Genomic DNA, 23,632 nt, shown 5'->3' on the forward strand with positions numbered 1-23,632 from the left:
AGCTCGGGGAGCTTGTCGGCCAGGGCGTTGATGACCTGCCCCGACGCGGCACGGGTGGACACGTCCTTGCCCGCCTCGAACACCGGGAGCGCATCGGCGAGATCGGCGGGGAGCTCGCGGGCGTTGATGCGGTCCCACAGCGCCTTGCGCTCGGGGTGCGCGCCGGCCCACGCGTCGAACTTCTCCTGCCACGCCGCCCGCGCTTGCGCGCCACGGTCGGCGAGTGAACGAGTGTGTTCGAGGACGTCGTCGGGCACCACGAAGGTGTCCTCCGGGTCCCACCCGAGCACCTCCTTCGTCGCCTTCAACTCGTCCTCACCGAGCTTGGAGCCGTGGATCTTGCCGGTGTTCTGCTTGCCCGGCGAGGGCCACCCGATGATCGTCTTCAGCACGATGATCGACGGCTTCGACGTCTCGGCCTTCGCCGCCTCGAGGGCCGCGTGAAGCTCGGCGACGTCTTCGACGTACTCGCCCGTCTTCTTCCAATCCACCGTCTGCACATGCCACCCGTACGCGGCGTAGCGGGCGGCGACGTCCTCGGTGAACGCGACGTCGGTGTCGTCCTCGATCGAGATCTGATTCGCGTCGTAGATGACCACGAGATTGCCGAGCTCCTGATGCCCGGCCAACGAAGACGCCTCGCTGGTGATGCCCTCCTGGATGTCCCCATCCGACGCGATCACATAGATGGTGTGATCGAACGGCGACTCACCCGGCGCAGCCTCCGGGTCGAACAGACCCCGCTCATACCGGGCCGCGTACGCGAACCCGACCGACGACGCCAGACCCTGACCCAGCGGCCCGGTCGTGATCTCCACACCATCGGTGTGACCGAACTCCGGGTGACCCGGGGTCTTCGACCCCCACGTCCGCAGCTCCTTCAGATCCTGCAGCTCCAACCCGAACCCACCCAGATACAGCTGGATGTACTGCGTCAACGACGAATGCCCCGCCGAAAGGATGAAACGATCACGACCCGGCCAGTGCACGTCCGCGGGGTCGTGGTTCATCACCCGCTGATACAGCAGGTACGCCGCCGGAGCGAGACTCATCGCCGTTCCCGGGTGACCATTGCCGACCTTCTCGACAGCATCCGCCGCCAACACGCGCACGGTGTCCACCGCGCGCCGATCGATCTCTTCCCAACGCAGTTCCGACACGGCGTCTCCTTTGATCGCTGCGAGGTCGCATCCGCTCACCTCGACACAAATGTTATAAACAGATGTTGCTTGTCACGTGAAAGCGTGTCAAGATCACACTTAACATCACACGGAGGAAGACCTCCGGCCCCATTCGAATGGGGAGAGCGCCGAGGCTCGGGAGCGTACCCGCGTCTTCGGTGACGACGAGTACGGGAGCAAAGATGCGCGCGATTGTCTTCACAGACGAAGGGGCCCTCGCCCTCGAGAACCGAGACCGGCCCGAGCCCGGTTACAAAGAGATCCTCATCCAGACGGCGGCCGTGGGGATCTGCGGGACGGACACTCATGTGTTCGACGGGGAGTTCGAGGGGACGATCTTCCCCCTCGTGCCCGGACACGAAGCGACCGGCACCATCGTCGCGCTCGGCGACGGCGTCAACTCCGGCGTCTTCGACTTCGCCGTCGGCGACCACGTGGCGGTGAACCCCAGCACCACGTGCGGCGAGTGCGAGTACTGTCTGAACGGCCATCAGAACCTCTGCCGGTTCTGGAACGGACTCGGCGTGGTGGCTTCGGACGGTGCATCCCAGGAGTACTTCACTGCGCCGGCGAGCAACGTCTACAAGCTCAAGCCCGAAACCGACCTCTATGAAGCCGCGCTCATCGAGCCCCTGGCGTGCGCCATCCGCGGCTGGGACGTGCTGCCCCGGCGACTCGGCGACCACGTGCTCGTCTACGGCGCCGGCACGATGGGATTGCTCATGGCGCAGCTGGCGACGAAGGCGGGCGCCGCCACCGTCACGATCATCGATCTGAATTCGGAGAGGCTCAAGACGGCGCAGGAGTGCGGCATCGCCCTCCGCTACACCTCGGCAGACGACGCCGACCGCGAGAAGTGGGACGTCGTGATCGACTGCACGGGAAACATCCGCGCGATCGAAGACGCGCTCACGCGCGTCAAGCCCGCAGGCTTCTTTCAGGACTTCGGTGTCGCACCGGCCGACAAGACCGCGCAGTTCTCTCCTTTCCGCGTCTATCGGGATGAGATCTCGATCGTCGGGACGATGGCGGTGCTGAACTCCTTCGGCCGCGCGGTCGAACTGTTCGAGGCCGGGGCGATCAACGCGACCGCGATGATCAGTCATTCCTTCACCCTCGACGACTACTCCCAGGCGCTGGAGATGTTCCGCAAGGGCGAAGGGCGCAAGCTCCAGATCCGTCCCAACGACACCGAGTCGCGGGTGCTCCTGTGAGCGACACGACCGCACGCGCGAAGGCAGGCCGCAGCGGCTCGTCGCGGAAAGCGATGTGGATCTGGATCGCTGTCGGGGTCCTCGTGGTCGTCGGCATGGCGCTCGGAACGCGGGTCGTCGCGGCGGATGATCCGCTGGCGCAGGGTGCCGTGGAATTCGACGCGGAGACCTTCGGCGCGGAGACCTTCCCGACCGTCCAGTCCGATATCGTCGCGCAGGCCGTGGAGGCACAGGAACTCGCCGAAGCTATCGCCGCCGACCCGGAGGCCGCCGCGGCGGAATACGCCGTCGAGAGTTCGGGGGGACCCGTCTTCAGCGTGACCTTCACCGGAGTCGTCGGAGAAGGGCAGTCCGGAATCTATGAGGTCGACGTCGAAGGAGTGCCGGACGATCTTCTGATCCGCCTACAGACCGGTCCGGCGATCAACGGCACCGAGCTGCGCGATGCGACCGGGGAGATCACGTTCGGGCAGTTCACCAACCAGATCGACTATCAGAATGCCGGGTCCGCGCTCAATGAGGAGATGAAGGCCGCCGTGCTGGCCGATATCGACTCGGAGGCGCTGACCGGCGAGACGATCACGGTCACCGGAGCGTTCACGCTCATCAACCCCGAGTCGTGGTTGGTGACCCCGGTGGAGGTGTCGGTGTCATGAGCCGTGAGGCCGACTACGACCACGTCGTGCTGGAAGCACGCGACATCGTCAAGACGTACGGCGGAACCCGCGCCCTCAAGGGGGTCAATTTCGAGATCCGGCGGGGGACCGTCACGACCCTCTTCGGAGAGAACGGCGCCGGCAAGTCCACCCTCATGAAGATCCTCTCCGGCGTGGAGCAGCCGACGTCGGGACAGATCGTCCTGGACGGGAAGCCGGTGACGTTCGCCTCCACCAACGAGGCCCGCGACCGGGGCATCTCGATCATCCATCAGGAGCTCAGCCTCGCGCCGAATCTCTCCGTGCGGGACAACATCTTCATGGGGAGGGAGATCCGCGGTCCTCTGGGCGTCGACTACGCCGAGGAGACGCGTCAGACGCAGGCGCTGCTCGATGAGATGCAGCTGCCGATCGCACCGGACACGCTCGTGCACGATCTGCGGGTCGGTCAACAGCAGATCGTCGAGATCGCCCGCGCCCTGTCGGTGAACTCCCGCATCCTGATCATGGACGAGCCGACGTCGGCTCTCGCCGCGGCAGAGGTGGAGGTGCTCTTCGGCATCATCCGCGATCTCCTCGCCCGCGGAGTCGCGATCGTGTACATCTCGCACCATCTCGAAGAAGCGCTCGAGGTCACCGACCACGCGGTGGTGCTCCGAGACGGCACGATGACGGCGCGCGACGAGCGAGCCAACATCGACCTCGAGTGGATCGTGCGGAACATGGTCGGCGAGAACTTCGATCTCGGGTCGCCACCGACCGGATACGAGTTCGGCAAGGCGATCCTGCAGGTCAGAGACCTCACCGTCGTCGACCCGGAGAACCCCGAGCGCGCGATCGTGAATCGGTTGAGTCTCGACGTGCGCAAGGGTGAGATCGTCTGCATCTACGGGCTGATGGGCGCCGGACGCACCGAGCTGCTCGAGGCGATCGCCGGAAAGGAAGAGGTCGCGGAGGGTGACGTTCTGCTGGACGGCGCGTCGCTGGCGCCACTGTCGATCGCCGAGCGCATCGACGCCGGCGTCGGGCTGGTCCCGGAGGACCGGCAGCGCGACGGCCTCGTCCAGACCTTCGATGTGGGGACGAATCTCACGCTGGCGAGTCTGACGCGGAGCCTCTCGCGCGGCATGCTCTCCCGTCGGCGCGAGAAGGAGCGGGCGCGGGATCTCATCCAGACCGTGACGGTCAAGACCTCCGGCCCGGATCAGCTGATCGGAGCGCTGTCCGGAGGCAACCAGCAGAAGGTCGTGATCGGCAAGATCATCGCCACCGAGCCTCGCGTCATGCTCCTCGACGAGCCCAGCCGAGGAATCGACGTCGGTGCGAAAGGCGAGGTCTTCCGACTCCTCGCCGATCGCGCACGAGACGGCCTCGCCGTCATCTACTCCACTTCAGAGGTGGGCGAGTGCCTCAGCATCGCCCACCGGATCATCGTGATGCGCCGCGGCCGGATCTCGGCAGAGTTCGGTCCCGACGCCACCAAGGACATGATCATGGCCGCCTCCGGCGAGTCCGTGGCCGCATAGAGAGTCCAGAACGGATCGGACAATGACGACGACAACCACCACCACCATCCTCGCCAAGCGCAAGGAATTCTCGCTGGCGAAGCTGCTCCTGGAGGGGCGGGCGTTCCTCGCTCTCATCCTCATCATCGTGGTGTTCTCCCTCCTCTCTCCCAACTACCTCACGGTGGAGAACCTGCTGATCATGGCGTCGCACGTCGCCATCTACGCACTGCTGGGCATGGGGATGCTCATGGTGATCCTCAACGGGGGCATCGACCTCTCGGTCGGGTCGACCCTCGGCTTCTCGGCCGTGATCGGAGGCTTCCTCCTGCAAGGGGTGCCGATCAACATCTTCGGCGTGATCCTCTTTCCGAGCGTTCCGGTGGTCGTCCTCCTGTCCGTCGGTGTCGGCGCGCTGGTCGGGCTCGTCAACGGCATCCTCGTCGCGCGATTCAAGGTGGCTCCGTTCGTGGCGACGCTCGGGATGCTCTACGTCGTGCGCGGACTCGCCCTCCTCATGACCAACGGACTGACGATCAACGACCTGGACGGCGATCCGGCTCTCGGGAACACCGGTTTCGCGTGGCTCGGATTCAACCGCATTCTGGGGATCCCGATCGGCGTCATCATCATGGGCATCGTCGCGATCGTGCTGGGCTACGTTCTCGGCCGCACGCGATTCGGCCGGTGGCTCTACGCCTCCGGGGGAAACGAGCGGGCAGCCGAGCTGTCCGGTGTCCCGGTCCGTCGTGTGAAGGTCTCGGTCTACGTGATCTCCGGCATGTGCGCCGCGGTCGCGGGCCTCATCCTGGCGTCGACGCTGACGAGCGCGAGCCCGACCGCGGGAAACACCTACGAGCTCACGGCGATCGCTGCCGTGGTGATCGGCGGCGCCGCCCTCTCCGGCGGCCGCGGCAACATCCGGGGAACGCTGCTCGGAGCCTTCGTGATCGGCTTCCTCGCCGACGGGCTCGTGATCGTGGGGGTCTCCGCCTACTGGCAGATGGTCTTCATGGGAGCGGTCATCGTCGTGGCGGTCCTGCTGAACACCCTGCAGTACGGTCGCCGGCGCCGCCCGGCCGCACCCTCGAACCCGGCGTCGCCCCCGTCCCCGACGGGTCCGTCGGCGCCGTCCTCGTCGGGAGAGGCCCAGCCGGCCACCGCCGGACGCTCCTCCTGACCGCACCATCCCGGCATCGAGCACGCTGTCGGGTCACCAAGAAAGGACGATCCATGTTTCGCAAGAAGGTCATCGCCGCCCTCGCTGCGGGTGCACTCGCGCTGGGCGTGAGCGCATGCTCTTCCGGAGAACCGGCCGATTCATCGGGCGCGGCGGAGGAGGGTGAGGCCGGTGGTCTCATCACGATCATCGTGAACGATCCCGCCAACCCCTACTGGAAGACCGAGGGCGACGTTGCGCAGGCGACCGCGGAAGAGCTCGGATACGAAGCGACGGTCGGAGCCCACAACGGCGACACCAACACGGAGAACTCGCTGATCGACACGGCGATCTCGAACCAGTCCGCCGCAATCATCCTCGACCCGGCGAACGCCGACGGCTCCGTCGCCGCCGTGCAGAAGGCCACGGATGCCGGCATCCCGGTGTTCCTGGTCAACGCGGAGATCAACGAGTCGGGAATCGCGCTGGCCCAGCTCGTCTCCAACAACTCGCAGGGTGCCGCCATCGGAGCTCAGGAGTGGGTTGCGCAGATGGAGGAGGCGGGCAACTACGTGGAGCTGTTCGGCGCACCGTCGGACAACAACGCGCAGACGCGATCGAATGGGTTCTCGACCGTCATCACGCAATACCCCGATCTCGTCGAGGTCGGTGAAGAGGTCGCCAACTGGGACCGCACCGAGGGACGGAACAAGATGCAGGCCCTCATGCAGGCCAACTCCGACATCAACGGCGTGATCTCCGGAAACGACGAGATGGCTCTGGGCGCGATCGCTGCGCTTCAGGAGGCGGGCCAGCTCGACGGCGTGGTCGTCGGCGGCTTCGACGGTTCTCCCGACGCCGTCGCCGCGGTCGAGGCCGGAGAGATGGCCTACACCGTCCTGCAGCCGGTGGCTGTCTTCTCCGAGGAGGCAGTGCGGCTCGCGGACGAGTACATCCGCACCGGTGAGGCCCCCGAGACCGAGAAGCAGTCCTTCGACTGCATCCTCATCACCGCCGACAACGTCGCGAACATGACGGGGCCCTTCACCTACTCCGGCTGAGCCGGATCCGGACCGGTCGCGCGCTCCCGCGCGGCCCGTGGGGGCGGTGCCCGCCGGCATCCGCCCCCACACCACGAACGAAAGACATCATGAGCTACGTCCTCAACACTTCCGAAGGCTTCGCCGACGAATCCGCCGCGGGCTTCGTCTCCGTGCATCGATCACTGGTGCGACGGGTTCCGGGCGGCGTCGCACGCCGCACCCGGACGCCTGCCGGAAACGTCGCCGTCGTCATCGGCGGCGGCTCCGGTCACTACCCCGCCTTCGCGGGCCTCGTCGGCGAGGGTCTTGCTCACGCAGCTGCCATGGGGAATGTCTTCGCCTCGCCGAGCACCCAGCAGATCTGCTCCGTCGCCCGGTCGGTCGCCACGGATGCCGGTGTGCTGCTGTCATACGGCAACTACGCCGGAGACGTGCTGAACTTCGACCTCGCGCAGCAGCGACTGATCGACGAGGGAATCCCCTGCCGCACCGTGAGGGTGACCGATGACGTCTGCAGCGCGCCTTCCAGCGAGGCGCACAAGAGGCGCGGGATCGCCGGCGACCTGGCGGTGTTCCGGGCAGCCGGCTGGGCGTCGGCGCAGGGGTTCGATCTCGACACGGTCGCCGGCATCGCCGCGCGTGCCAATGCGCGCACTCGTTCTCTCGGCGTCGCCTTCTCGGGCTGTACCTTGCCGGGAGCCGACGCTCCGCTCTTCACGGTGCCAGAGGGCCAGATGGCCGTGGGTATGGGCATCCACGGGGAACCGGGACTCGAGGTGCGACCGCTCGGAACGGCAGATGAGATCGCGCGACTCCTCGTCGAGGGTCTGCTCGCCGATGCGCCGGACGATCACGGCACGCGCGTCGCCGTCATCGTCAACGGCCTCGGCTCCGTGAAGGCGGAGGAGCTGTTCGTCGTGTACGGCGCGGTGGAGCGGCTCCTGGACGAGGCGGGGCTCATCGTCATCGAGCCGGAGGTGGGCGAGTACGCCACGAGCTTCGAGATGGCGGGGGTCTCCCTCACCCTGACGTGGCTCGACGAGGAACTCGAAGCGGCATGGCGCTCGCCCGCCTACACGCCCGCGTACCGCAAGGGTGCCGTCGAGACGTCCGGCACCGAGGCCGTCCTCGAGAATGACGCGGCGATCGAGCAGTCGATCGCCGCGGGAACCGCTGAATCCGCTGAGGCGGGTGTACGGGTGGTCGCCGCGATCGCCGCCATCAAGGCGGTCATCGACCGTGAGGCGGACGAGCTGGGGCGTCTGGACGCCGTTGCCGGCGACGGTGACCATGGCATCGGAATGCAGCGCGGAGTGCGCGCGGCCGATGAAGCAGCGCGGGCGGCGTCGGAGAGCAGTGCCGGCGCGGGGGCGGTGCTGATCGCCGCGGGTGACGCGTGGGCCGACAAGGCCGGCGGCACATCCGGTGCCCTCTGGGGGGCGGCTCTCCGAGCGCTGGGGGCCACCATCGGCGATGTGTCCGCCCCGGCCGCCACCACCGTGGCAGCAGGTATCGAGGCTGCCCGCAAGGCGGTACAGGACTACGGGGGAGCCGAAGAGGGAGACAAGACCCTCGTCGATGCGCTGGTGCCGTTCGCGCACGAGCTGGCGGAGCAGACGGCGGAAGGTGCTGATCTGTTGACCGCATGGCGCCGCGCCGCGGGGGCCGCGACGGACGCCGCTCACCGCACGGCCGACCTGATTCCGCGCGTGGGGCGCGCGCGCCCGCACACGGAGAAGAGCCTCGGCACGCCCGACCCCGGCGCGATTTCGCTCGCCCTGGCCGTCACCGCCGTCGCCGACACGCTCGGCGATCACTGAGACCCGTCGAAAGGAATCCCATGCCTGAGAAGTGGCGCATCGTCGTCGGCTGTGACGACGCCGGATACGAGTACAAGGAGCAGCTGAAGGCCGACCTCGAGGCGGACCCGCGCGTCGCGTCCGTCGTCGACGTCGGTGTCGATGCCGACGGACACACGGCGTACCCGAAGGTCGCGGTCGCCGCCGCCGAGCGCATCCGTGACGGCGCAGCCGATCGCGCGCTCCTCGTGTGCGGCACCGGCCTCGGTGTGGCCATCGCTGCGAACAAGGTCGACGGCGTCCGTGCCGTCACCGCGCATGACGGCTTCAGCGTCGAGCGGGCCGTGCTCAGCAACAACGCCCAGGTGCTGGCCTTCGGCCAGCGCGTCATCGGCCTCGAGCTTGCTCGACGACTCGCACGCGAGTGGCTCGGCTACGTCTTCGACGAGACATCGCCGTCTGCTGCGAAGGTGGCCGCGATCAACGCCTACGAGCAGACGGGTACCTGTGGATGAGCCCGGCGCCGCAGCCTCCGCGCGACCCGTTCCGCGTGTTCTGGGGGTGAGCCTCAAGTCGTATCTGGGGGTGGAGCAATCGCGGCGGTGGGCGGCCGAGATCGCGCGGATCGCGCGCACGCATGCCGCCGTGCGATGCGGTGCCGTGGAGGTGTTCGTGCTCCCCTCACTCCCGGCGTTCCCGGGCGTGAGAGATGCACTGGTCAGGACGAAGGTGCGCGTCGGTGCACAGGACTTGCACACCGACGACCGTGGGGCGCACACCGGTGCCGTGAGCGGTGCAGATCTGCACGAGATCGGGTGCCGTCTCGTCGAGATCGGGCATGCCGAGCGTCGCACCGTCTTCGGCGAGGGCCCGGATGTCGCGCGCGCGAAGATGCGGGCCGCCGTGCGGAATCAGCTCACGCCGGTTCTGTGCATCGGCGAGCCCGAACGATCCGATCCCGCCGCGGCGGCTTCGCGCTGTCTCGAGCAGGTCCGGTCCATCCTGGCGGGTGTCGGCGAGATGACGGAGCTGCTCGTGGCCTACGAGCCCGAATGGGCGATCGGCCGACCGACACCCGCGCCGCCGGCCTACGTCCGTGAGGTCGCCGCGTTCCTGCGCGCCGGCATCACTCGAACCGGCGGAGGGACGCGACTGATCTACGGCGGAAGCGCCCAGCGAGGAACCCTCACCGAACTCTCCGGAGCGGTCGACGGGCTCTTCCTCGGTCGTTTCGCACACGACCCGGCGTCGTTCGCGGGCATCCTCGATGAGGCCGCCGCGCTATCGTGAGCTTGCAGGAGGAACGATGACCACCCCCGAGGGAGCTGCGGAGCCGAGCTCGCGGCAGGACCGCCAGGCTGCGCGTCAGAAGGCGATCACCGAGGCGGTCATGGCGGCGGGCGTCATACGTATCGAGCAGCTCGCGGAGCAGTTCGGCATCAGCGTCATGACCGTCCACCGAGATCTCGACGAGCTGGCGAGTCTGGGACTACTTCGGAAGAGCCGCGGAGTGGCGACGGCGATGGCCACGCCACTGGTCGAGTCGAGCGCCGTCTATCGCTCCAATCGCCAATCCGAGGAGAAGGAGGCGATCGCTCTCGCGGCGATGGACTTCATCGACCCCGGACAGGCGATCATGCTCGATGACAGCACGACCGTCATGCACATGGTCCCCCACCTGGTCGCGAAGAGGCCGCTGACGGTCATCACGAACACGCTCACCATCATGGAAGAGCTCCGAGGTGCCAACGACATAACGATGCTGGGGCTCGGCGGGCAGTACTACAACTGGTGCAGCGCCTTCATGGGGCGGATGACGACGTCGGCGATCGAGGCGATGCGCGCAGACGTCTTCCTCATGTCCACCGCCGCGGTCTCGGATGACATCGCCTTCCACCAGTCACTTGAGACTGTCGATGTGAAGGGGGCGATGTTCGAGGTCGCCAGTCGCCGCATCCTTCTCGTCGACCACACGAAGTTCGAGAAGCGCGCCCTCCACGCACTCTTCCCTCTGCGTCGGTTCGATGCGGTCATCGTCGACGCCGCAATGCCGAAGTCGGAGGTCGATCGGCTCCGCGACTCCGGGGTGAACATCGTGGTCGCGCGTCGCCAGCGCTGACGTCGTCGTCGGCGTCGTCGGAGATTCGCGCCGATGTCGGAGGATCCGGGCTGCATCCTCCGACATCGGGCCGATTCTCCGACATCCGGGGGCGGATGCCGGCGCGGCGCGGCGAGTCGGGTCAGGCCTGGGGGGTGAAGCGGCGCGGGGAGAAGGCGGATGCGACGACGGTGCGCAGCTGTTCCAGCGACGCGTCCGCGCCGAACCAGCCCTGGGCGCGGGCCTGAACCAGGACGTTGCCGATGGCCGTTGCTTCGACGGGACCCGCGAGCACCGGCATCCCCGCACGGTCGGCGGTGCGCTGGCAGAGGAGACGGTTGAGCGAACCGCCGCCGACGATGTGGATGGTCTCGACGTCGCGTCCGGCGAGGCGGGCGGCGTCGCGCACCGCACCGGCGAAGGCGTCGGCGAGGCTCTCGACGATCGCGCGGGCGAACGCCGCGCGCGTGGCGGGAACCGGACGGTCATGCTCGCGATACCAGTCCGCGATGCGCGCGGGCAGATCGCCCGGCGCCATGAACCGCGGGTCGTTCGCGTCGAAGAGGGCGACGGATGACGCCGGCACCTCGCCGGCGTCGGCCAGCAGCGTCGGCAGGTCGATGGGCTCACCAGACTGGCGCTCCCACTGGCGCACGGACTCGCTCAGCAGCCACAGCCCCATGACGTTGTGGAGGAACCGGACGCGGCCGTCGACCCCGCCCTCGTTCGTGAAGTTCGCCTCACGCGCGGAATCGGAGGTGACGGCGCTTTCGAGTTCCAGGCCGACGAGCCCCCATGTGCCGCACGAGATGTACGCCGCGGTCGACGGATCGGTCATCGGAACGGCCACGACCGCCGACGCGGTGTCGTGCGACCCGACGGCGACGACGTCGAGCTCGGCACCGATCTCGGACGCCATCGCGGGGCGCAGGCGCCCGAGGGATGCGCCCGGGTCGACGAGGGCGCCGAAGAGGGCCCGGTCGAATCCCAGGGTGTCCATCAGGTCGGTGTCCCACGCTCCGTCGGCGACGCTGAGGAGGCCGGTGGTCGACGCGTTCGTGCGCTCGGCGGCGCGCACGCCGGTGAGCTGGAAGGCGAGCGCATCCGGCACCAGCAGGAGCGCATCCGCACCGCTCAGCGCGTCGCCCTCGGCGGCGAGCTGGTAGAGCGTGTTGAACGGCAGGAACTGCAGGCCGTTGCGCCGGTAGAGATCCGCGAACGGCACCTTCCCGTGCACCGACTCGACACCGCTCTCGGTGCGCTCGTCGCGGTAGTGGAACGGCTCGCCCAGCATCCGGTCGCCGCGGAACAGGGCGTAATCGACCGCCCACGAGTCGATGCCGACGCTTGCGATGCCGGGTTCGGTGCGCATCGCGTCGGCCAGCCCCCGCAGGGCGTGGCTATGCAGCGCCGTGAGATCCCAGTGCAGCCCGGATGCGAGACGGACGCCGCCGTTCGGGAAGCGCGCGACCTGCTCGAGCGCGAGGGTGCCTGCGGAGGCGTCCACGCGCCCGATCATGACGCGTCCGCTGGTGGCTCCGAGGTCGACCGCGGCGACCGCGCCGCCGGTCACGCGGCGGCTCCGTGGCGGCGGGCGGGATGCGTTTCGTCTCGGCGCTGCGCTGCTCGCTCAACGACCGGCAAGGCCTGGACCTGGTCTCGGTCGTTGAGCGAGCGGAGCGAGACGAAACGCGCCGGGGTCGACGCGGACGGTCATCGCAGGAACGCGGCGGCGACGCCGGAGTCGACCGGGATGTGCAGGCCCGTCGTGCGGGAGAGCTCGGGCCCGGTGAGCACGTAGACCGCGTCGGCGACGTTCTCGGGCACGACCTCGCGCTTGAGGATCGTGCGGTTGGCGTAGAACTGGCCGAGGTCCTCTTCGGCGACGCCGTAGGTGGCGGCACGGTTCGCGCCCCACCCGGAGGCGAAGATGCCCGATCCGCGGACGACGCCGTCGGGGTTGATCCCGTTCACGCGCACGCCGTGCTCGCCGAGCTCGACCGCGAGAAGTCGCACCTGGTGCGCCTGGTCGGCCTTGGTCGCGGAGTAGGCGATGTTGTTCGGGCCGGCGAACACGGAGTTCTTCGACGAGATGTAGATGATGTCGCCGCCGAGCTTCTGGGCGATGAGGATGCGCGCCGCGGCCTTCGACACCAGGAAGGAGCCCTTGGCCATGACATCGTGCTGCAGGTCCCAGTCCTTCTCGGTGGTCTCCAGCAGCGGCTTCGACAGCGACAGTCCGGCGTTGTTGACCACGAGGTCGACGCCGCCGAAGGCGAGCACCGCCTCGTCGAACGCGGCCTGGATCGCGTCGGCCTCGGCGACGTTGGCGGCCACGCCGATCGCGACGTCGGTGCTGCCGAGCTCCGCGGCGGCGGCCTGCGCCTTCTCGAGGTCGAGATCCGCGACGATCACGCACGCGCCCTCGGCAGCCAGACGGGTCGCGATGGCCTTGCCGATGCCGGATGCGGCGCCGGTGACGAACGCGACGCGGCCCTGGTGGCTCTTGGGCTTCGGCATGCGCTGCAGCTTGGCCTCTTCGAGGGCCCAGTACTCGATGCGGAACTTCTCCGCATCCGAGATCGGGGAGTAGGTCGACAGGGCCTCGGCGCCACGCATCACGTTGATGGCGTTGATGTAGAACTCGCCCGCGACGCGCGCGGTCTGCTTGTTCGCGCCGAACGAGAACATCCCGACGCCCGGGACGAGCACGATGAGCGGGTCGGCGCCGCGGATCGCGGGGGACTCGGCGTCGGCGTGGGCCTCGTAGTAGGCGGTGTAGTCGGCGCGGTACGCCTCGTGCAGCTCGCCCAGGCGCGCGATGGCATCGTCGACGGATGCGTCGGCAGGCAGGTCGAGGATCATCGGCTTGACCTTGGTGCGCAGGAAGTGGTCGGGGCAGCTCGTGCCGAGCTCGGCGAGGGCGGGTGCCTTCTCGGACGCGAGGAACTCCAGCACGACGTCGGCGTCGGTGAAATGCCCGACCATCGGCTTGTCGTGCGAGGCGATGCCGCGGATGGTCGGAGCCAGCGCGGCGGCCTTCGCGCGTCGCTCGGCCTCGGGCAGGGCGCCGAAGCCGGCGCGCTCGGCGCCGAAGGGCGCATCCGCACCGTGCTCGGCGATGTAGGCCGCGGCGGTGTCGATGATCCACAGCGAGTTCTTCTCGGACTCCTCGGAGGTGTCGCCCCACGCGGTGATGCCGTGGCCGCCGAGGATGCAGCCGACCGCCTGCGGGTTCTTCGCCTTGATCTCCGCGATGTCCAGCCCCAGCTGGAAGCCGGGGCGACGCCACGGTACCCACACGACCTTGTCGCCGAAGATGGTCGCCGTCAGCTGCTCGCCGTCGGCGGCGGTGGCGATCGCGATGCCCGAATCCGGGTGCAGGTGGTCGACGTGGGCGGCGTCGACCAGGCCGTGCATCGCCGTGTCGATCGAGGGAGCAGCGCCGCCCTTGCCGAACAGGCAGTGGTCGAAGGCCGCGACCATCTCATCCTCGCGCTCGAGGCCGGGGTAGACGTTCACGAGCGAGCGCATGCGGTCCAGGCGCAGCACCGCGAGACCCTTCTCCTGCAGCGTGCCGAGGTCGCCGCCGGACCCCTTCACCCACAGCAGCTCGACCGGCTCACCGGTGACCGGGTCGATCTCGGTGCCCTTTGCCGAGGTGTTCCCCCCGGCGTAGTTCGTGTTCTTCGGGTCGGCGCCCAAGCGGTTGGAACGGGCGATCAGGTCGGCCGCGGCGGGATTCGTCATGACGTTTCCTTCGTAGGGATCGTTCGGCTGCGGTTCCGCAGTCGTGAAGTGCGGGTTACGGGGTCGTCGCATCCGCAGAAAGCGACTGCGGAGCGCTGGTCGTGGGAGTCGTGCGGGTGGGGCGGGGATCGGGATCGGGATCGTGCGAGGCAAGGGCCAGGATGCGCGCGGCGAAGCGCTCGATCGACGGTTGCGCGGCTCCCTCTTCCGGGCGGTTGAGGTGCCCGTGCTGGGTGCCCGGCTCGGTGGAGCAGGCGACGTCGACGCGGGCGGCTCGCAGGGTCTGGGCGAACGCCTCGCCCGAGACGCGCAGTTCGTCGACCTCGTCGTTGATCATGATCGTGGGCGGGAAGCCGGCGAGCTCCGCTGCCGACGCCAGGCCGGGCGCGGCGTAGACATCGGCGGTCGACACCGGTGCGCCGAGGTAGTTCTCGTACATCGCGCTCACGACGTCGGGTCCGAATCTGTCGGCGTCGGGCTCGGCGTCGAGAGCTGCGCGCAACGCGTCGTCGGGCGCGGGTTGCACGGGGTGCAGCGTCGGATAGGCGAGCACAAGGAGCGGGGGTGTCTCGCCGCCGGCGTGCAGGGTCTTGAGGGTGGCCCCGGTGGCGAGATTCGCGCCCGCGCTCGCGCCGCCGAGCGCCCACGGGCCGGTCGTCAGATCGGATGCGGCCGCCCACGCGTACGCGAAGGCGACCTCCTCGCGCGCGACCGGGTACCGGAACGGCGGCGCCAGCCGATAGTCCACCGACACGACCGCGATGCCGAGCTCGGCGAACGCGCGCGCGACCCCGTCGGCCTCGGGCATGTCGAGGTCGCCGTGGGCGAACCCACCGCCGTGCGCCCACACCAGGCCGGCGGCTGCCGGTGCGGCGGGGACGTAGGTGCGCACGCGCAGCGGGCCGTGGGGCCCGTCGAGCACGCGGTCGGCGACGGTGGTCATCGGATCAGGCGCCCCAGCCGGCCTGCGTGCCGCCGACGCGCTCGGCGACGATCTTCTGCTGATACCCCGAGGCGGCATAGGCGGCCATCGGGTCGGCCGGCAGTCCCCGCGACTCGCGCCACTGCGCGAGCGCCGGGCGCACATCCGTGTAGAACGCGTCCATGAATACAGCGTTGGCGGCGAGCACATCGTTGGCAGCCTGGGCGGCGTCGAGGGCCTCCCGGTCGACGAGGAGTGCCCGCGCGGTCATCTCCTGCACGTTGAGAACCGAACGGATCTGGCCGGGGATCTTGTCCTCGATGTTGTGGCACTGGTCGAGCATGAAGGCCACGTCGGGGTTGTTCAGCCCCCCGCCGCGGATGACCTCGAACAGGATGCGGAACAGCTGGAACGGGTCGGCCGCGCCCACGATCAGGTCGTCGTCGGCATAGAAGCGGGAGTTGAAGTCGAACGAGCCGAGCTTGCCGAGGCGCAGCAGCTGCATGACGATGAACTCGATGTTGGTGCCGGGCGCGTGATGGCCGGTGTCGAGGCACACCATCGCCTTGTCGCCGAGCGTGGCGACCTGGGCGTAGGAGGTCCCCCAGTCCGGAACGTCCGTGTGGTAGAACGACGGCTCGAAGAACTTGTACTCCAGCACCAGGCGCTGGTCGTCGCCGAGGCGCGCGTAGATCTTCTGCAGCGAGTCGTTCAGGCGGTCCTGCCGGGCGCGCATGTCCATCTGGCCGGGGTAGTTCGAGCCCTCGGCGAGCCAGATCTTGAGGTCACGCGACCCGGTCGCATCCATGATGTCGATGCACTCGAGGTGGTGGTCGATGGCCTTCTGGCGGATGCGGTCGTCGTGGTGGGTGAGGGCGCCGAACTTGTAGTCCTCGTCCTGGAACGTGTTGGAGTTGACCGTGCCGAGTGTGACACCCAGGTCTTCGGCGTAGGAGCGCAGCTCGGCGTAGTCGTCGACGGTGTCCCACGGGATGTGGAGGGCCACCGACGGCGCCAGCGCGGTGTGCTTGTTGACCTGCGCGGCGTCGGCGATCTTCTCGCGCGGGTCGCGCGGGGTCCCTTCGGTGGTCCACACGCGGAAGCGCGTGCCGGAGTTGCCGAATGCCCAGCTGGGCAGCTCGATGCCCTGGCCTTCGAGCTGGGTGAGGATGTCGTCGGACAGCGTCGTCATGATGCGGTGCCTTCTTCGGTCGGAGCCGTGCCGGTGGCAGCGAGCTGGTCGTGCAGGTTGAAGATCTCGGTGAGGGGCGTGGCGGCCTGGTCGGGGCGACCGGCGAGGTCGACGAAGAACCGGGACATCTCGGCCTCCCATCGCGCGGCGACTTCGCTGCCGGCGAGGTAGGCCTGCGCCGCGTCGTCGTCGTCGGTCTCGTAGTAGCCCACGAGGCGGCCGCCCTCGGCGAGGAAGAGGGAGTAGTTGCGGCGCCCGGCGGCGGCGATCTCGGCGAGCATCTCGGGCCAGACCGGGGTGTGGCGGGCGATGTACTCGTCGAGGAGCTCGGGCTTGATCTGCAGTTCGAAGCAGACCCGCGTCGGGGTGTGGCTCGTCATCGAGTAGCGCTCCTCAGGCGTCGGTGAATCGATTCAACGATAAGCCAGTGCCGCGTGATGCGCAAGTCCGCCGGAGGGTAGGCGTTGCGGGGCGGAGGCATGTCCCACTTTTGGTCGGTATGGCGGCTCTTAGGGGCAGAAAGTGGGACATGGCGGAGGGCAGGTGGGCAAGTGGATGCCGAGAGGCGGGCGATGGATGCCTCTCCCGCGGCATGTCCCACTTGTTGACGCCATGGCGGCTGTTGAGGACAGAAAGTGGGACATGCTGCGGAGGCGGATGCTGCGGGGCGGCATCATGTCCCACTTTCGGTTGGTATGGCCACTCTTGAGGACAGAAAGTGGGACATGCTGCGGAGGGTGGGAGCTGGGCGGGGCGGCGGTGGTGGAAGCGCTGCGGCTCAGCGGGTGGCCTCTTCGAGGAGCTCCAGGATGTGGCGGTAGCCGACGCCGGTGGCGCGGGTCATGCCGAGCTCGCACGTGCGGTTGCAGGAGGCGTGGGCGTCGCCGGCCAGGGCGGCGACCTCGGCCGCCTCGGCGGCGGTGGCCGATGCGGTCAGTTCGGGATGCAGCATGCCGCGGTCGCCGGCGAACGCACAGCATCCCCACGCGTCCGGGGTGACGACCTCGTCGGCCACGCGCTCGGCGATCCGACCGAGTGCGTCGTTCAGTCCCATCTGGGTGGAAGAGCAGGTCGGATGCAGCACCAGGCGTGACGCGACGTGCGACGCCGCAGGCAGGCGCGGCAGCACCTCGCGGTCGACGAAGGCGACCGCATCCTCCACCGTGGCGTCGAGGCCGGCGCCCGTGAGCAGGTGCGCGAAGCCCTCGGTGCAGCTGGACGCGTCGCTGACGATCGGCAGTCCGGCCGCAACGGCGGTGCGCACGGCGTCGACGACCCGCCTCTGCATCACGTCGCGCCCGCGCGGGAATCCCTTCGACGTCCATGGCGTGCTGCAGCACAGCGCCTCGATGCCGTCGGGAACGGTCGCGGCGATCCCCGCGCGGGTGAGCAATGCGGTGAACGCGGCGCTCGCACCCGCACCGCCGCCCTCGGCGCCGAACATGCTGCCCACGCACGCCGGCAGGTACACCGCGACCGGCTCGGCGCCGGCCGCTCCGACGTGGCGCCCGAGTATCCGCCGCGCGCGGCCGCCCGCGGGAAGCTCGGCCGAGTAGCGCGGCACCGTGTCGGATCCGGCGACGGCGCGCGCGGCATCCGTCACCGCCGTCACCGCACCGGCGGGTGCGGCGTCGGCCAGCGTCAGCGCGCCGGAGCCCACGCGCGTGACCGCTCCCCAGCTGCGCGCGGCGGCGGTCCATCCGGTCTCGAGAATCCGGCTGCGGTTCTCGGTGCGAAGGCGCTTGACGAGGGAGCCGGTGTCGATGAGCACGGGGCACGCCCTCGCGCACATGCCGTCGGCGGCACACGTCTGCAGGCCCTCGTAGGCGTAGTCGCGTTCCAGCTCGCGGCGCAGGTCGTGATCGCCGGATGCCCTCGCCCGCTCCATCGCGCGGCGCGTGACGATGCGCTGGCGCGGCGTGAGCGTGAGGTCCTTCGACGGGCACACCGGCTCGCAGTAGCCGCACTCGACGCACCGGTCGGCCTCGGCCTCGATCGACGGCGTGAGCTTGATATGGCGCACGTGGGCGTCGGGGTCGTCGTCGATGATCACGCCGGGGTTGAGGATGCCGGCCGGATCGCACAGGCGCTTGAGCTCGCGCATGACGTCGTAGAGCTCGTCGCCGTACTGCCGTCGCACGTACGGGGCCATCGCGCGTCCGGTGCCGTGTTCGGCCTTGAGGTTGCCGCCGGCGGCCAGCACCAGGTCGACCATGTCGTCGGTGAACCCGGTGAGGCGGTCGAGCTGCTCGTCGGTCTCGAACCGGTCGGTGAGCATGAAGTGGATGTTGCCGTCCTTCGCGTGTCCGAAGATCACGCTGTCGCGATAGGCGTAGCGGGAGAACAGCTCCTGCAGTGAAGCGCACGTCTCGGCGAGGGTGGGGACGGGGACGACGACGTCTTCGAGGAGTGCCGTCGTGCCGCTTGCGCGAGCGCCGGCGACCGACGCGTAGAGGCCCTTGCGGAGCTTCCAGGCGCGGGCCCGGATGGCCGCGTCGGTCGAAAGAGGCGCCGGTGCGCGCAGCGGCTCGGCGCCGAGCGCGCGGTCGCCGACTGCGACGAGGCGGGCGAGGGCGTCGGCCTCGAACGCCTGGTACTCCACGAGCAGGGCGGCGTGGCGGTGCACGTCGAACCCGACGATCTGCGGTGGCGCGTCGGCGAGAGCCTGACCGACGCGCAGCGAGGTCGCATCCATCAACTCGACGGTGGCGGCGCCGGTGTCCACGAGAGCCGGGAGGGCGCGGGTCGCGGCGTCGAGGTCGTCGAAGACGGCGAGGGCGGTGGCGGTGTGAGGCCGGATCGGCACCGTGCGGAAGGTGGCCTCCGCGACGAACGCGAGGGTGCCCTCGCTGCCGATCACGAGGTGCGCGAGCAGGTCGGCGGGGCGATCGTGGTCGAGGAAGGCGTTGACGCCGTAGCCGATGGTGTTCTTCATCGCGAACTGGCGGCGGATGAGCTCCACCGTCGCGGGGTTCTCGGCGACTCGTCGCCTCAGCCGCAGCAGCCCGTCGACGAGGCCGGGTTCGGCGCGCTGCAGCGCCTCGTCGGCGTCGGGTGCGCCCGAATCGACCCGTGTGCCCGAGGGGAGCACGAACACCATCGACTCGAGGGTGCGGTAGGTGTTCTCGGTCGTGCCGCAGGCCATGCCGCTGGAGTTGTTGTTGACGACCCCGCCGATCGTGCAGGCGGCCTCGCTGGCGGGATCGGGACCGAGCCGGTATCCGTGGCGCGCGAGGCGGGCGTTGACCTGACGCACGGTGGCGCCCGGCTGCACGCGCACGCGCCGGCCGTCGTCGAGCACGTCGATGCGGCGGAATCCGCGGCGCACGTCGACGAGCAGTCCGTCACCGGCGCTCTGTCCCGACAGGCTCGTGCCGCCCGATCGGAAGGTGACGGGGCGGCGCAGCGTCGACGCGGTTCGCAGCAGCCGAGCGACCTCGGTCGCGTCCGCCGCGGTCACCACCGCCTCCGGGGTGAGCAGATAGTGGGATGCGTCGCTCGCCTGGGCGACGCGGTCGATGGCTCGCGTGCTGAGGCGTGCGGGATCGTCGAGTTCCGCGGCGAGGCGGGAGAGGCCGGTGTCGGCGGAGGTTGCGGCCGTCATCGACTGCCGGCCTCGGACTCGCCCAGCCGGCGCACCTCGTCGAAGAGGTCGACGCCGCCGACCTGGCCTCCCTTCAGCAGGAGTTCCACGCCGTCGACGGCGGGTTCGTCGGCGTGGGCGCGCAGCAGCACGATGTTGCCGACCGGGTTCGCCGCGATCGACAGCGACCGCACGCCCAGCAGCGTCGTGATGCGACTGGAGGTGTCGCCACCGCACACGATCACCCGAGACGCGGCGCCCGCGTCGAGCACAGCCGCCACGATGTGGGCGCCGGCACGGGCGAGCGCGTGCAGCGGGTCGGCGTCGTCGAGGCGGAGGTGGTCGGACCGGAAGGCGACGCTGCGTCCGGCGCCGAGCGCGGTGATCGTGCGCGCGATCGCGGCGTCGCGGTCGGCGGCATCCAGCGGCAGGGTCTCGACGAGCCAGCCGGCGTCGGCGGCGGCATCCATCTGGCGACGGGTCTGGGTCGACCAGCTGCCCGAGACGGCGAGCACCGGCCCGCGTGCCGGGGTGGCGGCCGGCGGCGGCGACTCCCGACCCGGGCGTGCCGTGGCGACGGCGAGACTCAGCCCGCCTGACCCGACGGCGAACACCGGCGTCTCGAGCGCCGCGATGGCGCGGCCGACGAGGGCGAGGTGGGCGGCGTCGGCGGCGTCGAGCACCGTCGCCGCGGCGGGGGAGTCCACGAGGGCGGCCATCACCGCCGCCGACGAGGTGTAGCGGGTGAACGGGATCCCGTCGATCGGGAGGGTCGTCTGTCGCGACAGGTGGCGGGCGAGATCGGATTCGGTCATGGGCGTGGACGGGTGCGTCGACATCGTCGGCTGCCGGTCGAGGCGATGCACGACGCCGTCTTCGGCCGCGAAGTGGTGCCCGAAGACGGTGTAGCGTCCGAAGTCCGGCTGGGCGAACAGCAGCGGGACGGGGCCTTCGCCGACGACATCGCGGGCGATCTCGATCACGCGTCCGATGCTTCCGACGTCGGGGGAGGAGTCGGCGGTCGAGCAGGCCTTGTACTGCACGAGAGGCGGATGCAGCGCCGCAAGGGCCGTCAGCGCCGGGCGCACTTCGGCGTCGAGCGCCTCGCGCGGCAGAGACCGGGCGATTCCGGCGATGCCCACCACGTCGACGGTCGCGGCCGCCTCACGCAGCGCGTCGTCGTCGGGAAGGCCGACGAACAGCCGTCCGCTCCAGCCGGCGCGCGCGAACTGGAGGAGGGCGTCGACGCTGCCGGTGAAGTCGTCGCCGTAGAACCCGGCGCGCGGCGCGGCGCCGGCAGCCTCAGACACGAGCGGCCCCGAACGCCTCCGTCGCGCGGCGCAAGGCGGCGGAGCGCTCGAGGGCCGTCTCGACGCTCTCGCCCGCTGCCGCCGACGCCCACGCCTCGCGCATGCTCGCCACGCCGGCGCGCGCGCCGTCGGGGTGCCCGTGGATGCCGCCGCCGGCGAGCACGAGCAGATCGGTGGTCCCCGTCTCGGCATAGGTGGCGTGCGCGAGGCCGCCCCACTGCCCCGAGGAGAGCACGGGCACGGTGGATTCGAGGCCGAGGAGGGGCTCCCGGACGGCGGCGATCGCATCGAGCACCTGCGCGTCGGTCTCGTAGAACTTGTTGGAGATGCCGTTGGTGTGCAGGTGGTCCGCGCCCGAGAGGCGTGCGATCTTCTGCCACGCGCGGAAGCCGATGCCCAGCTGTTCGGATCGGCTGATCGACCCGAACATGGCGCGGTGCCCGTGGATGGGCAGCTGCGAGCGGCGGCGGATGTATTCGAGGCCGGGCAGACCGACGAGGTTCACGCACACCATGATGCAGGTGCCGCCGGCGGCGAGCACGAGATCGTGGTTGGCTTCGAGCCGGTCGATGTCGTCGGTGATGTTGAACGCGTACATCGGCTTGACGCCGGTGCGATCGGCGTGGCGTTCGAGCACCGGCATCACCGCCGCGACCCGCTCCCGCAGCGGGGCCTGGGGGCCGTTGCCCTGCAGCTCGTCATCCTTGATGAAGTCGACGCCGGCCGCGGCGAGATCGCCCACGAGGTCGGCGAGGTCGGCCGGGGAGAGCCCGATGCTGGGCTTGACGATCGTGCCGATCATGGCGCCGTCGGGGCGGGACATCAGCAGCAACATCAACAGCGATGAGAACCTCGTCGGTGCCGAGAACATCGGCTTCATGCCGTTCCCGGCCGTCGAGGGAGGCGCCGGCGACATCGACCAGTACCCCGCGAACGCCGGTGCGGCGATGGCGATCAACCCCAAGACCTACGGACCCGACACCGAGGCGTGGTTCTCGTGCATCGCGGAGAACTACGGCGCGCAGGCGCTCGGCGAAGCGGGCATCCTGTCCGGCTTCCAAGTCAACGAAGAGGTCACCGGCGTGCCGGAGACGACCGCAGACATCCAGGAGCGGATGGCGAGCATCGACGAGACCGTGCTGTGGTTCGAAGCGCTGCTCGACAGCGAATCGAACTCGCTCGCCTCGACGAACGTGTCACTGTTGACAAACGGCGACATGAGCGCCGAGGAGTACATGTCGCAGCTCCAGGCGAGCGTCGACTCCAGCCGTTGATTCCAGAACGTCCGGCCCCGCCGCGGGTGGGGCCGGACGTTCTCCGTTGTGGAGAGGACACGCGATGTCGCGCGTATTCGGGGACAAGAAAGCGATCTTGATCCTCCTCCTTCCCACGCTGGCGGTATACGTCCTGCTGAAGGTCGTGCCGGTGGCGTGGTCGCTCGGTCTGTCGCTCTTCCAGGGCAACACGCTGCGGGGCTTCGAGTTCGTCGGCTTCGAGAACTTCGTCACCTTCTTCAACGACCCGCCCGCGCTGCAGTCGGTGTGGGTCACCGTCAGCTTCGCGGTCGTGATGACGGCCCTGCAGGTCGCTGTCGGATACCTCCTCGCCCTGCTCTACGTCTTCGTGCTCCGCAAGGGGTCGGCATTCGTCCGTACCGCGGTCTTCTTCCCGATGGTGCTGCCCACCGTCGCGGTTGCTCTCCTGTTCCGCAGCTTCTTCGCTGTCGGGCAGAATCAGGGGCCGGTCAACGACCTGATCAACTTCTTCGGCGGAGAGAGCGTCGAGTTCCTCGCCTCGACCGCCGGCACGATGTTCATCGCCTTCCTCATGACCCTGTGGAGCTCGATGGGGTTCTACGCGGTCCTGCTGTACACGGGGCTGCTCGACATTCCCGACGAGGTGATCGAATCGGCGCGCATCGACGGTGCGAACGGGTTTCGCCTGGTGCGACACATCATCATCCCGTTGTCGCTGCCGATCCTGCTCTCGTCGATCATCTTCAGCCTGAACTCCACGCTCAAGGTCTTCGACAGCCTGCTGGCCCTCAACAACGGCGGCCCCGGAACCACCACCTCGCCGCTGACGCTGTACATGTACCGCACCGCCTTCGAATACGCGGAGTACGGATACGGCAGCACGATCGCCGTGATCCTCACCCTGCTCTGCCTGATGTTCACGCTCGCCGTCTTCCGGTCCTCGAGCAAGCGTGTGGAGGACTGA

The 23,632-nt window shown here is 69.1% G+C and carries 19 protein-coding genes and 1 pseudogene; 11 read left to right on the forward strand and 9 right to left on the reverse strand.

Translation table 11 applies throughout. The annotated features are described in order from the left end of the window. Window positions 1–1,160, reverse strand: a pseudogene (locus B3S45_RS12880) (transketolase); the annotation flags it as partial. 203 nt (window positions 1,161–1,363) lie between these two features. On the opposite strand from B3S45_RS12880, the gene B3S45_RS12885 reads away from it, so the two are divergent. The 9 genes from B3S45_RS12885 (at window position 1,364) to B3S45_RS12925 (ending at window position 10,676) form a co-directional block, all read left to right on the forward strand. After that, a complete protein-coding gene (locus B3S45_RS12885) occupies window positions 1,364–2,395 on the forward strand; it encodes a zinc-dependent alcohol dehydrogenase family protein (protein WP_194383890.1) in 1,032 nt (343 codons plus the stop codon). Then, the gene (locus B3S45_RS12890) at window positions 2,392–3,051 is read left to right on the forward strand and encodes a DUF2291 family protein (RefSeq protein ID WP_228480840.1); all 660 of its coding nucleotides are present in this window, start codon (window positions 2,392–2,394) and stop codon (window positions 3,049–3,051) included. Before B3S45_RS12885 ends, B3S45_RS12890 begins: the two co-directional genes overlap by 4 nt. Further along, window positions 3,048–4,577 carry a sugar ABC transporter ATP-binding protein gene (locus B3S45_RS12895; RefSeq protein ID WP_194383889.1) on the forward strand — a complete coding sequence of 510 codons (1,530 nt, stop codon included), beginning with the start codon at window positions 3,048–3,050 and terminating at the stop codon, window positions 4,575–4,577. The genes B3S45_RS12890 and B3S45_RS12895 overlap by 4 nt, the downstream gene beginning before the upstream one ends. 22 nt (window positions 4,578–4,599) lie before the next feature. Beyond that, window positions 4,600–5,736, forward strand: a complete 1,137-nt coding sequence (locus B3S45_RS12900; protein ID WP_194383888.1) for an ABC transporter permease — start codon at window positions 4,600–4,602, stop codon at window positions 5,734–5,736. A gap of 53 nt (window positions 5,737–5,789) precedes the next feature. Beyond that, window positions 5,790–6,776: a D-ribose ABC transporter substrate-binding protein gene (locus tag B3S45_RS12905; protein ID WP_194383887.1), complete on the forward strand. Its 987-nt coding sequence runs from the start codon at window positions 5,790–5,792 to the stop codon at window positions 6,774–6,776. A gap of 89 nt (window positions 6,777–6,865) precedes the next feature. Next, window positions 6,866–8,578, forward strand: coding sequence for a dihydroxyacetone kinase family protein (locus B3S45_RS12910; RefSeq protein ID WP_194383886.1), 1,713 nt, complete (start codon window positions 6,866–6,868; stop codon window positions 8,576–8,578). A gap of 20 nt (window positions 8,579–8,598) precedes the next feature. Then, window positions 8,599–9,072: a ribose-5-phosphate isomerase gene (locus B3S45_RS12915; RefSeq protein ID WP_194383885.1), complete on the forward strand. Its 474-nt coding sequence runs from the start codon at window positions 8,599–8,601 to the stop codon at window positions 9,070–9,072. Next, window positions 9,065–9,847, forward strand: coding sequence for a triose-phosphate isomerase family protein (locus tag B3S45_RS12920; RefSeq protein WP_194383884.1), 783 nt, complete (start codon window positions 9,065–9,067; stop codon window positions 9,845–9,847). The genes B3S45_RS12915 and B3S45_RS12920 overlap by 8 nt, the downstream gene beginning before the upstream one ends. Before the next feature lie 16 nt (window positions 9,848–9,863). Next, complete coding sequence (locus B3S45_RS12925) at window positions 9,864–10,676, forward strand: DeoR/GlpR family DNA-binding transcription regulator (protein ID WP_194383883.1); 813 nt, start codon at window positions 9,864–9,866, stop codon at window positions 10,674–10,676. 121 nt (window positions 10,677–10,797) lie between these two features. Here B3S45_RS12925 and B3S45_RS12930 read toward each other — a convergent pair whose 3' ends face one another. The 8 genes from B3S45_RS12930 to B3S45_RS12965 all read right to left on the reverse strand — a co-directional run bounded on the left by B3S45_RS12930 (window position 10,798) and on the right by B3S45_RS12965 (window position 22,235). Next, on the reverse strand, window positions 10,798–12,228 hold the full coding sequence (locus B3S45_RS12930; RefSeq protein ID WP_286721087.1) for a rhamnulokinase: 1,431 nt from the start codon (window positions 12,226–12,228) through the stop codon (window positions 10,798–10,800). Between the two features lie 140 nt (window positions 12,229–12,368). Beyond that, complete coding sequence (locus B3S45_RS12935) at window positions 12,369–14,405, reverse strand: bifunctional aldolase/short-chain dehydrogenase (RefSeq protein ID WP_286721089.1); 2,037 nt, start codon at window positions 14,403–14,405, stop codon at window positions 12,369–12,371. Window positions 14,406–14,460: 55 nt separating this feature from the next. Then, window positions 14,461–15,348, reverse strand: coding sequence for an alpha/beta hydrolase fold domain-containing protein (locus B3S45_RS12940; protein WP_071045021.1), 888 nt, complete (start codon window positions 15,346–15,348; stop codon window positions 14,461–14,463). A gap of 4 nt (window positions 15,349–15,352) precedes the next feature. After that, complete coding sequence (rhaI, locus tag B3S45_RS12945; protein ID WP_286721091.1) at window positions 15,353–16,519, reverse strand: L-rhamnose isomerase; 1,167 nt, start codon at window positions 16,517–16,519, stop codon at window positions 15,353–15,355. Continuing rightward, complete coding sequence (locus tag B3S45_RS12950; protein ID WP_071045019.1) at window positions 16,516–16,899, reverse strand: L-rhamnose mutarotase; 384 nt, start codon at window positions 16,897–16,899, stop codon at window positions 16,516–16,518. The genes rhaI and B3S45_RS12950 overlap by 4 nt, the downstream gene beginning before the upstream one ends. Before the next feature lie 398 nt (window positions 16,900–17,297). Next, entirely contained in the window at window positions 17,298–20,123 is a 2,826-nt protein-coding gene (locus B3S45_RS12955; protein WP_286721093.1) for an FAD-binding and (Fe-S)-binding domain-containing protein, read from the reverse strand. After that, window positions 20,120–21,412: a four-carbon acid sugar kinase family protein gene (locus B3S45_RS12960; protein ID WP_286721095.1), complete on the reverse strand. Its 1,293-nt coding sequence runs from the start codon at window positions 21,410–21,412 to the stop codon at window positions 20,120–20,122. The genes B3S45_RS12955 and B3S45_RS12960 overlap by 4 nt, the downstream gene beginning before the upstream one ends. Then, window positions 21,405–22,235 (reverse strand): RuBisCO large subunit C-terminal-like domain-containing protein, encoded by an 831-nt coding sequence (locus tag B3S45_RS12965; protein WP_237673308.1) that lies wholly within the window; start codon window positions 22,233–22,235, stop codon window positions 21,405–21,407. Before B3S45_RS12965 ends, B3S45_RS12960 begins: the two co-directional genes overlap by 8 nt. On the opposite strand from B3S45_RS12965, the gene B3S45_RS12970 reads away from it, so the two are divergent. Both B3S45_RS12970 and B3S45_RS12975 read left to right on the forward strand, forming a co-directional pair. Next, complete coding sequence (locus B3S45_RS12970; RefSeq protein ID WP_286721098.1) at window positions 22,213–22,686, forward strand: hypothetical protein; 474 nt, start codon at window positions 22,213–22,215, stop codon at window positions 22,684–22,686. The two genes, B3S45_RS12965 and B3S45_RS12970, sit on opposite strands and share 23 nt — an antisense overlap. Before the next feature lie 64 nt (window positions 22,687–22,750). Beyond that, window positions 22,751–23,632 (forward strand): carbohydrate ABC transporter permease, encoded by an 882-nt coding sequence (locus tag B3S45_RS12975; RefSeq protein ID WP_286721100.1) that lies wholly within the window; start codon window positions 22,751–22,753, stop codon window positions 23,630–23,632.

It is taken from the genome of Microbacterium sp. UBA1612 (assembly GCF_002321605.1).
Classification (GTDB): Bacteria; Actinomycetota; Actinomycetes; order Actinomycetales; family Microbacteriaceae; genus Microbacterium; species Microbacterium luteum.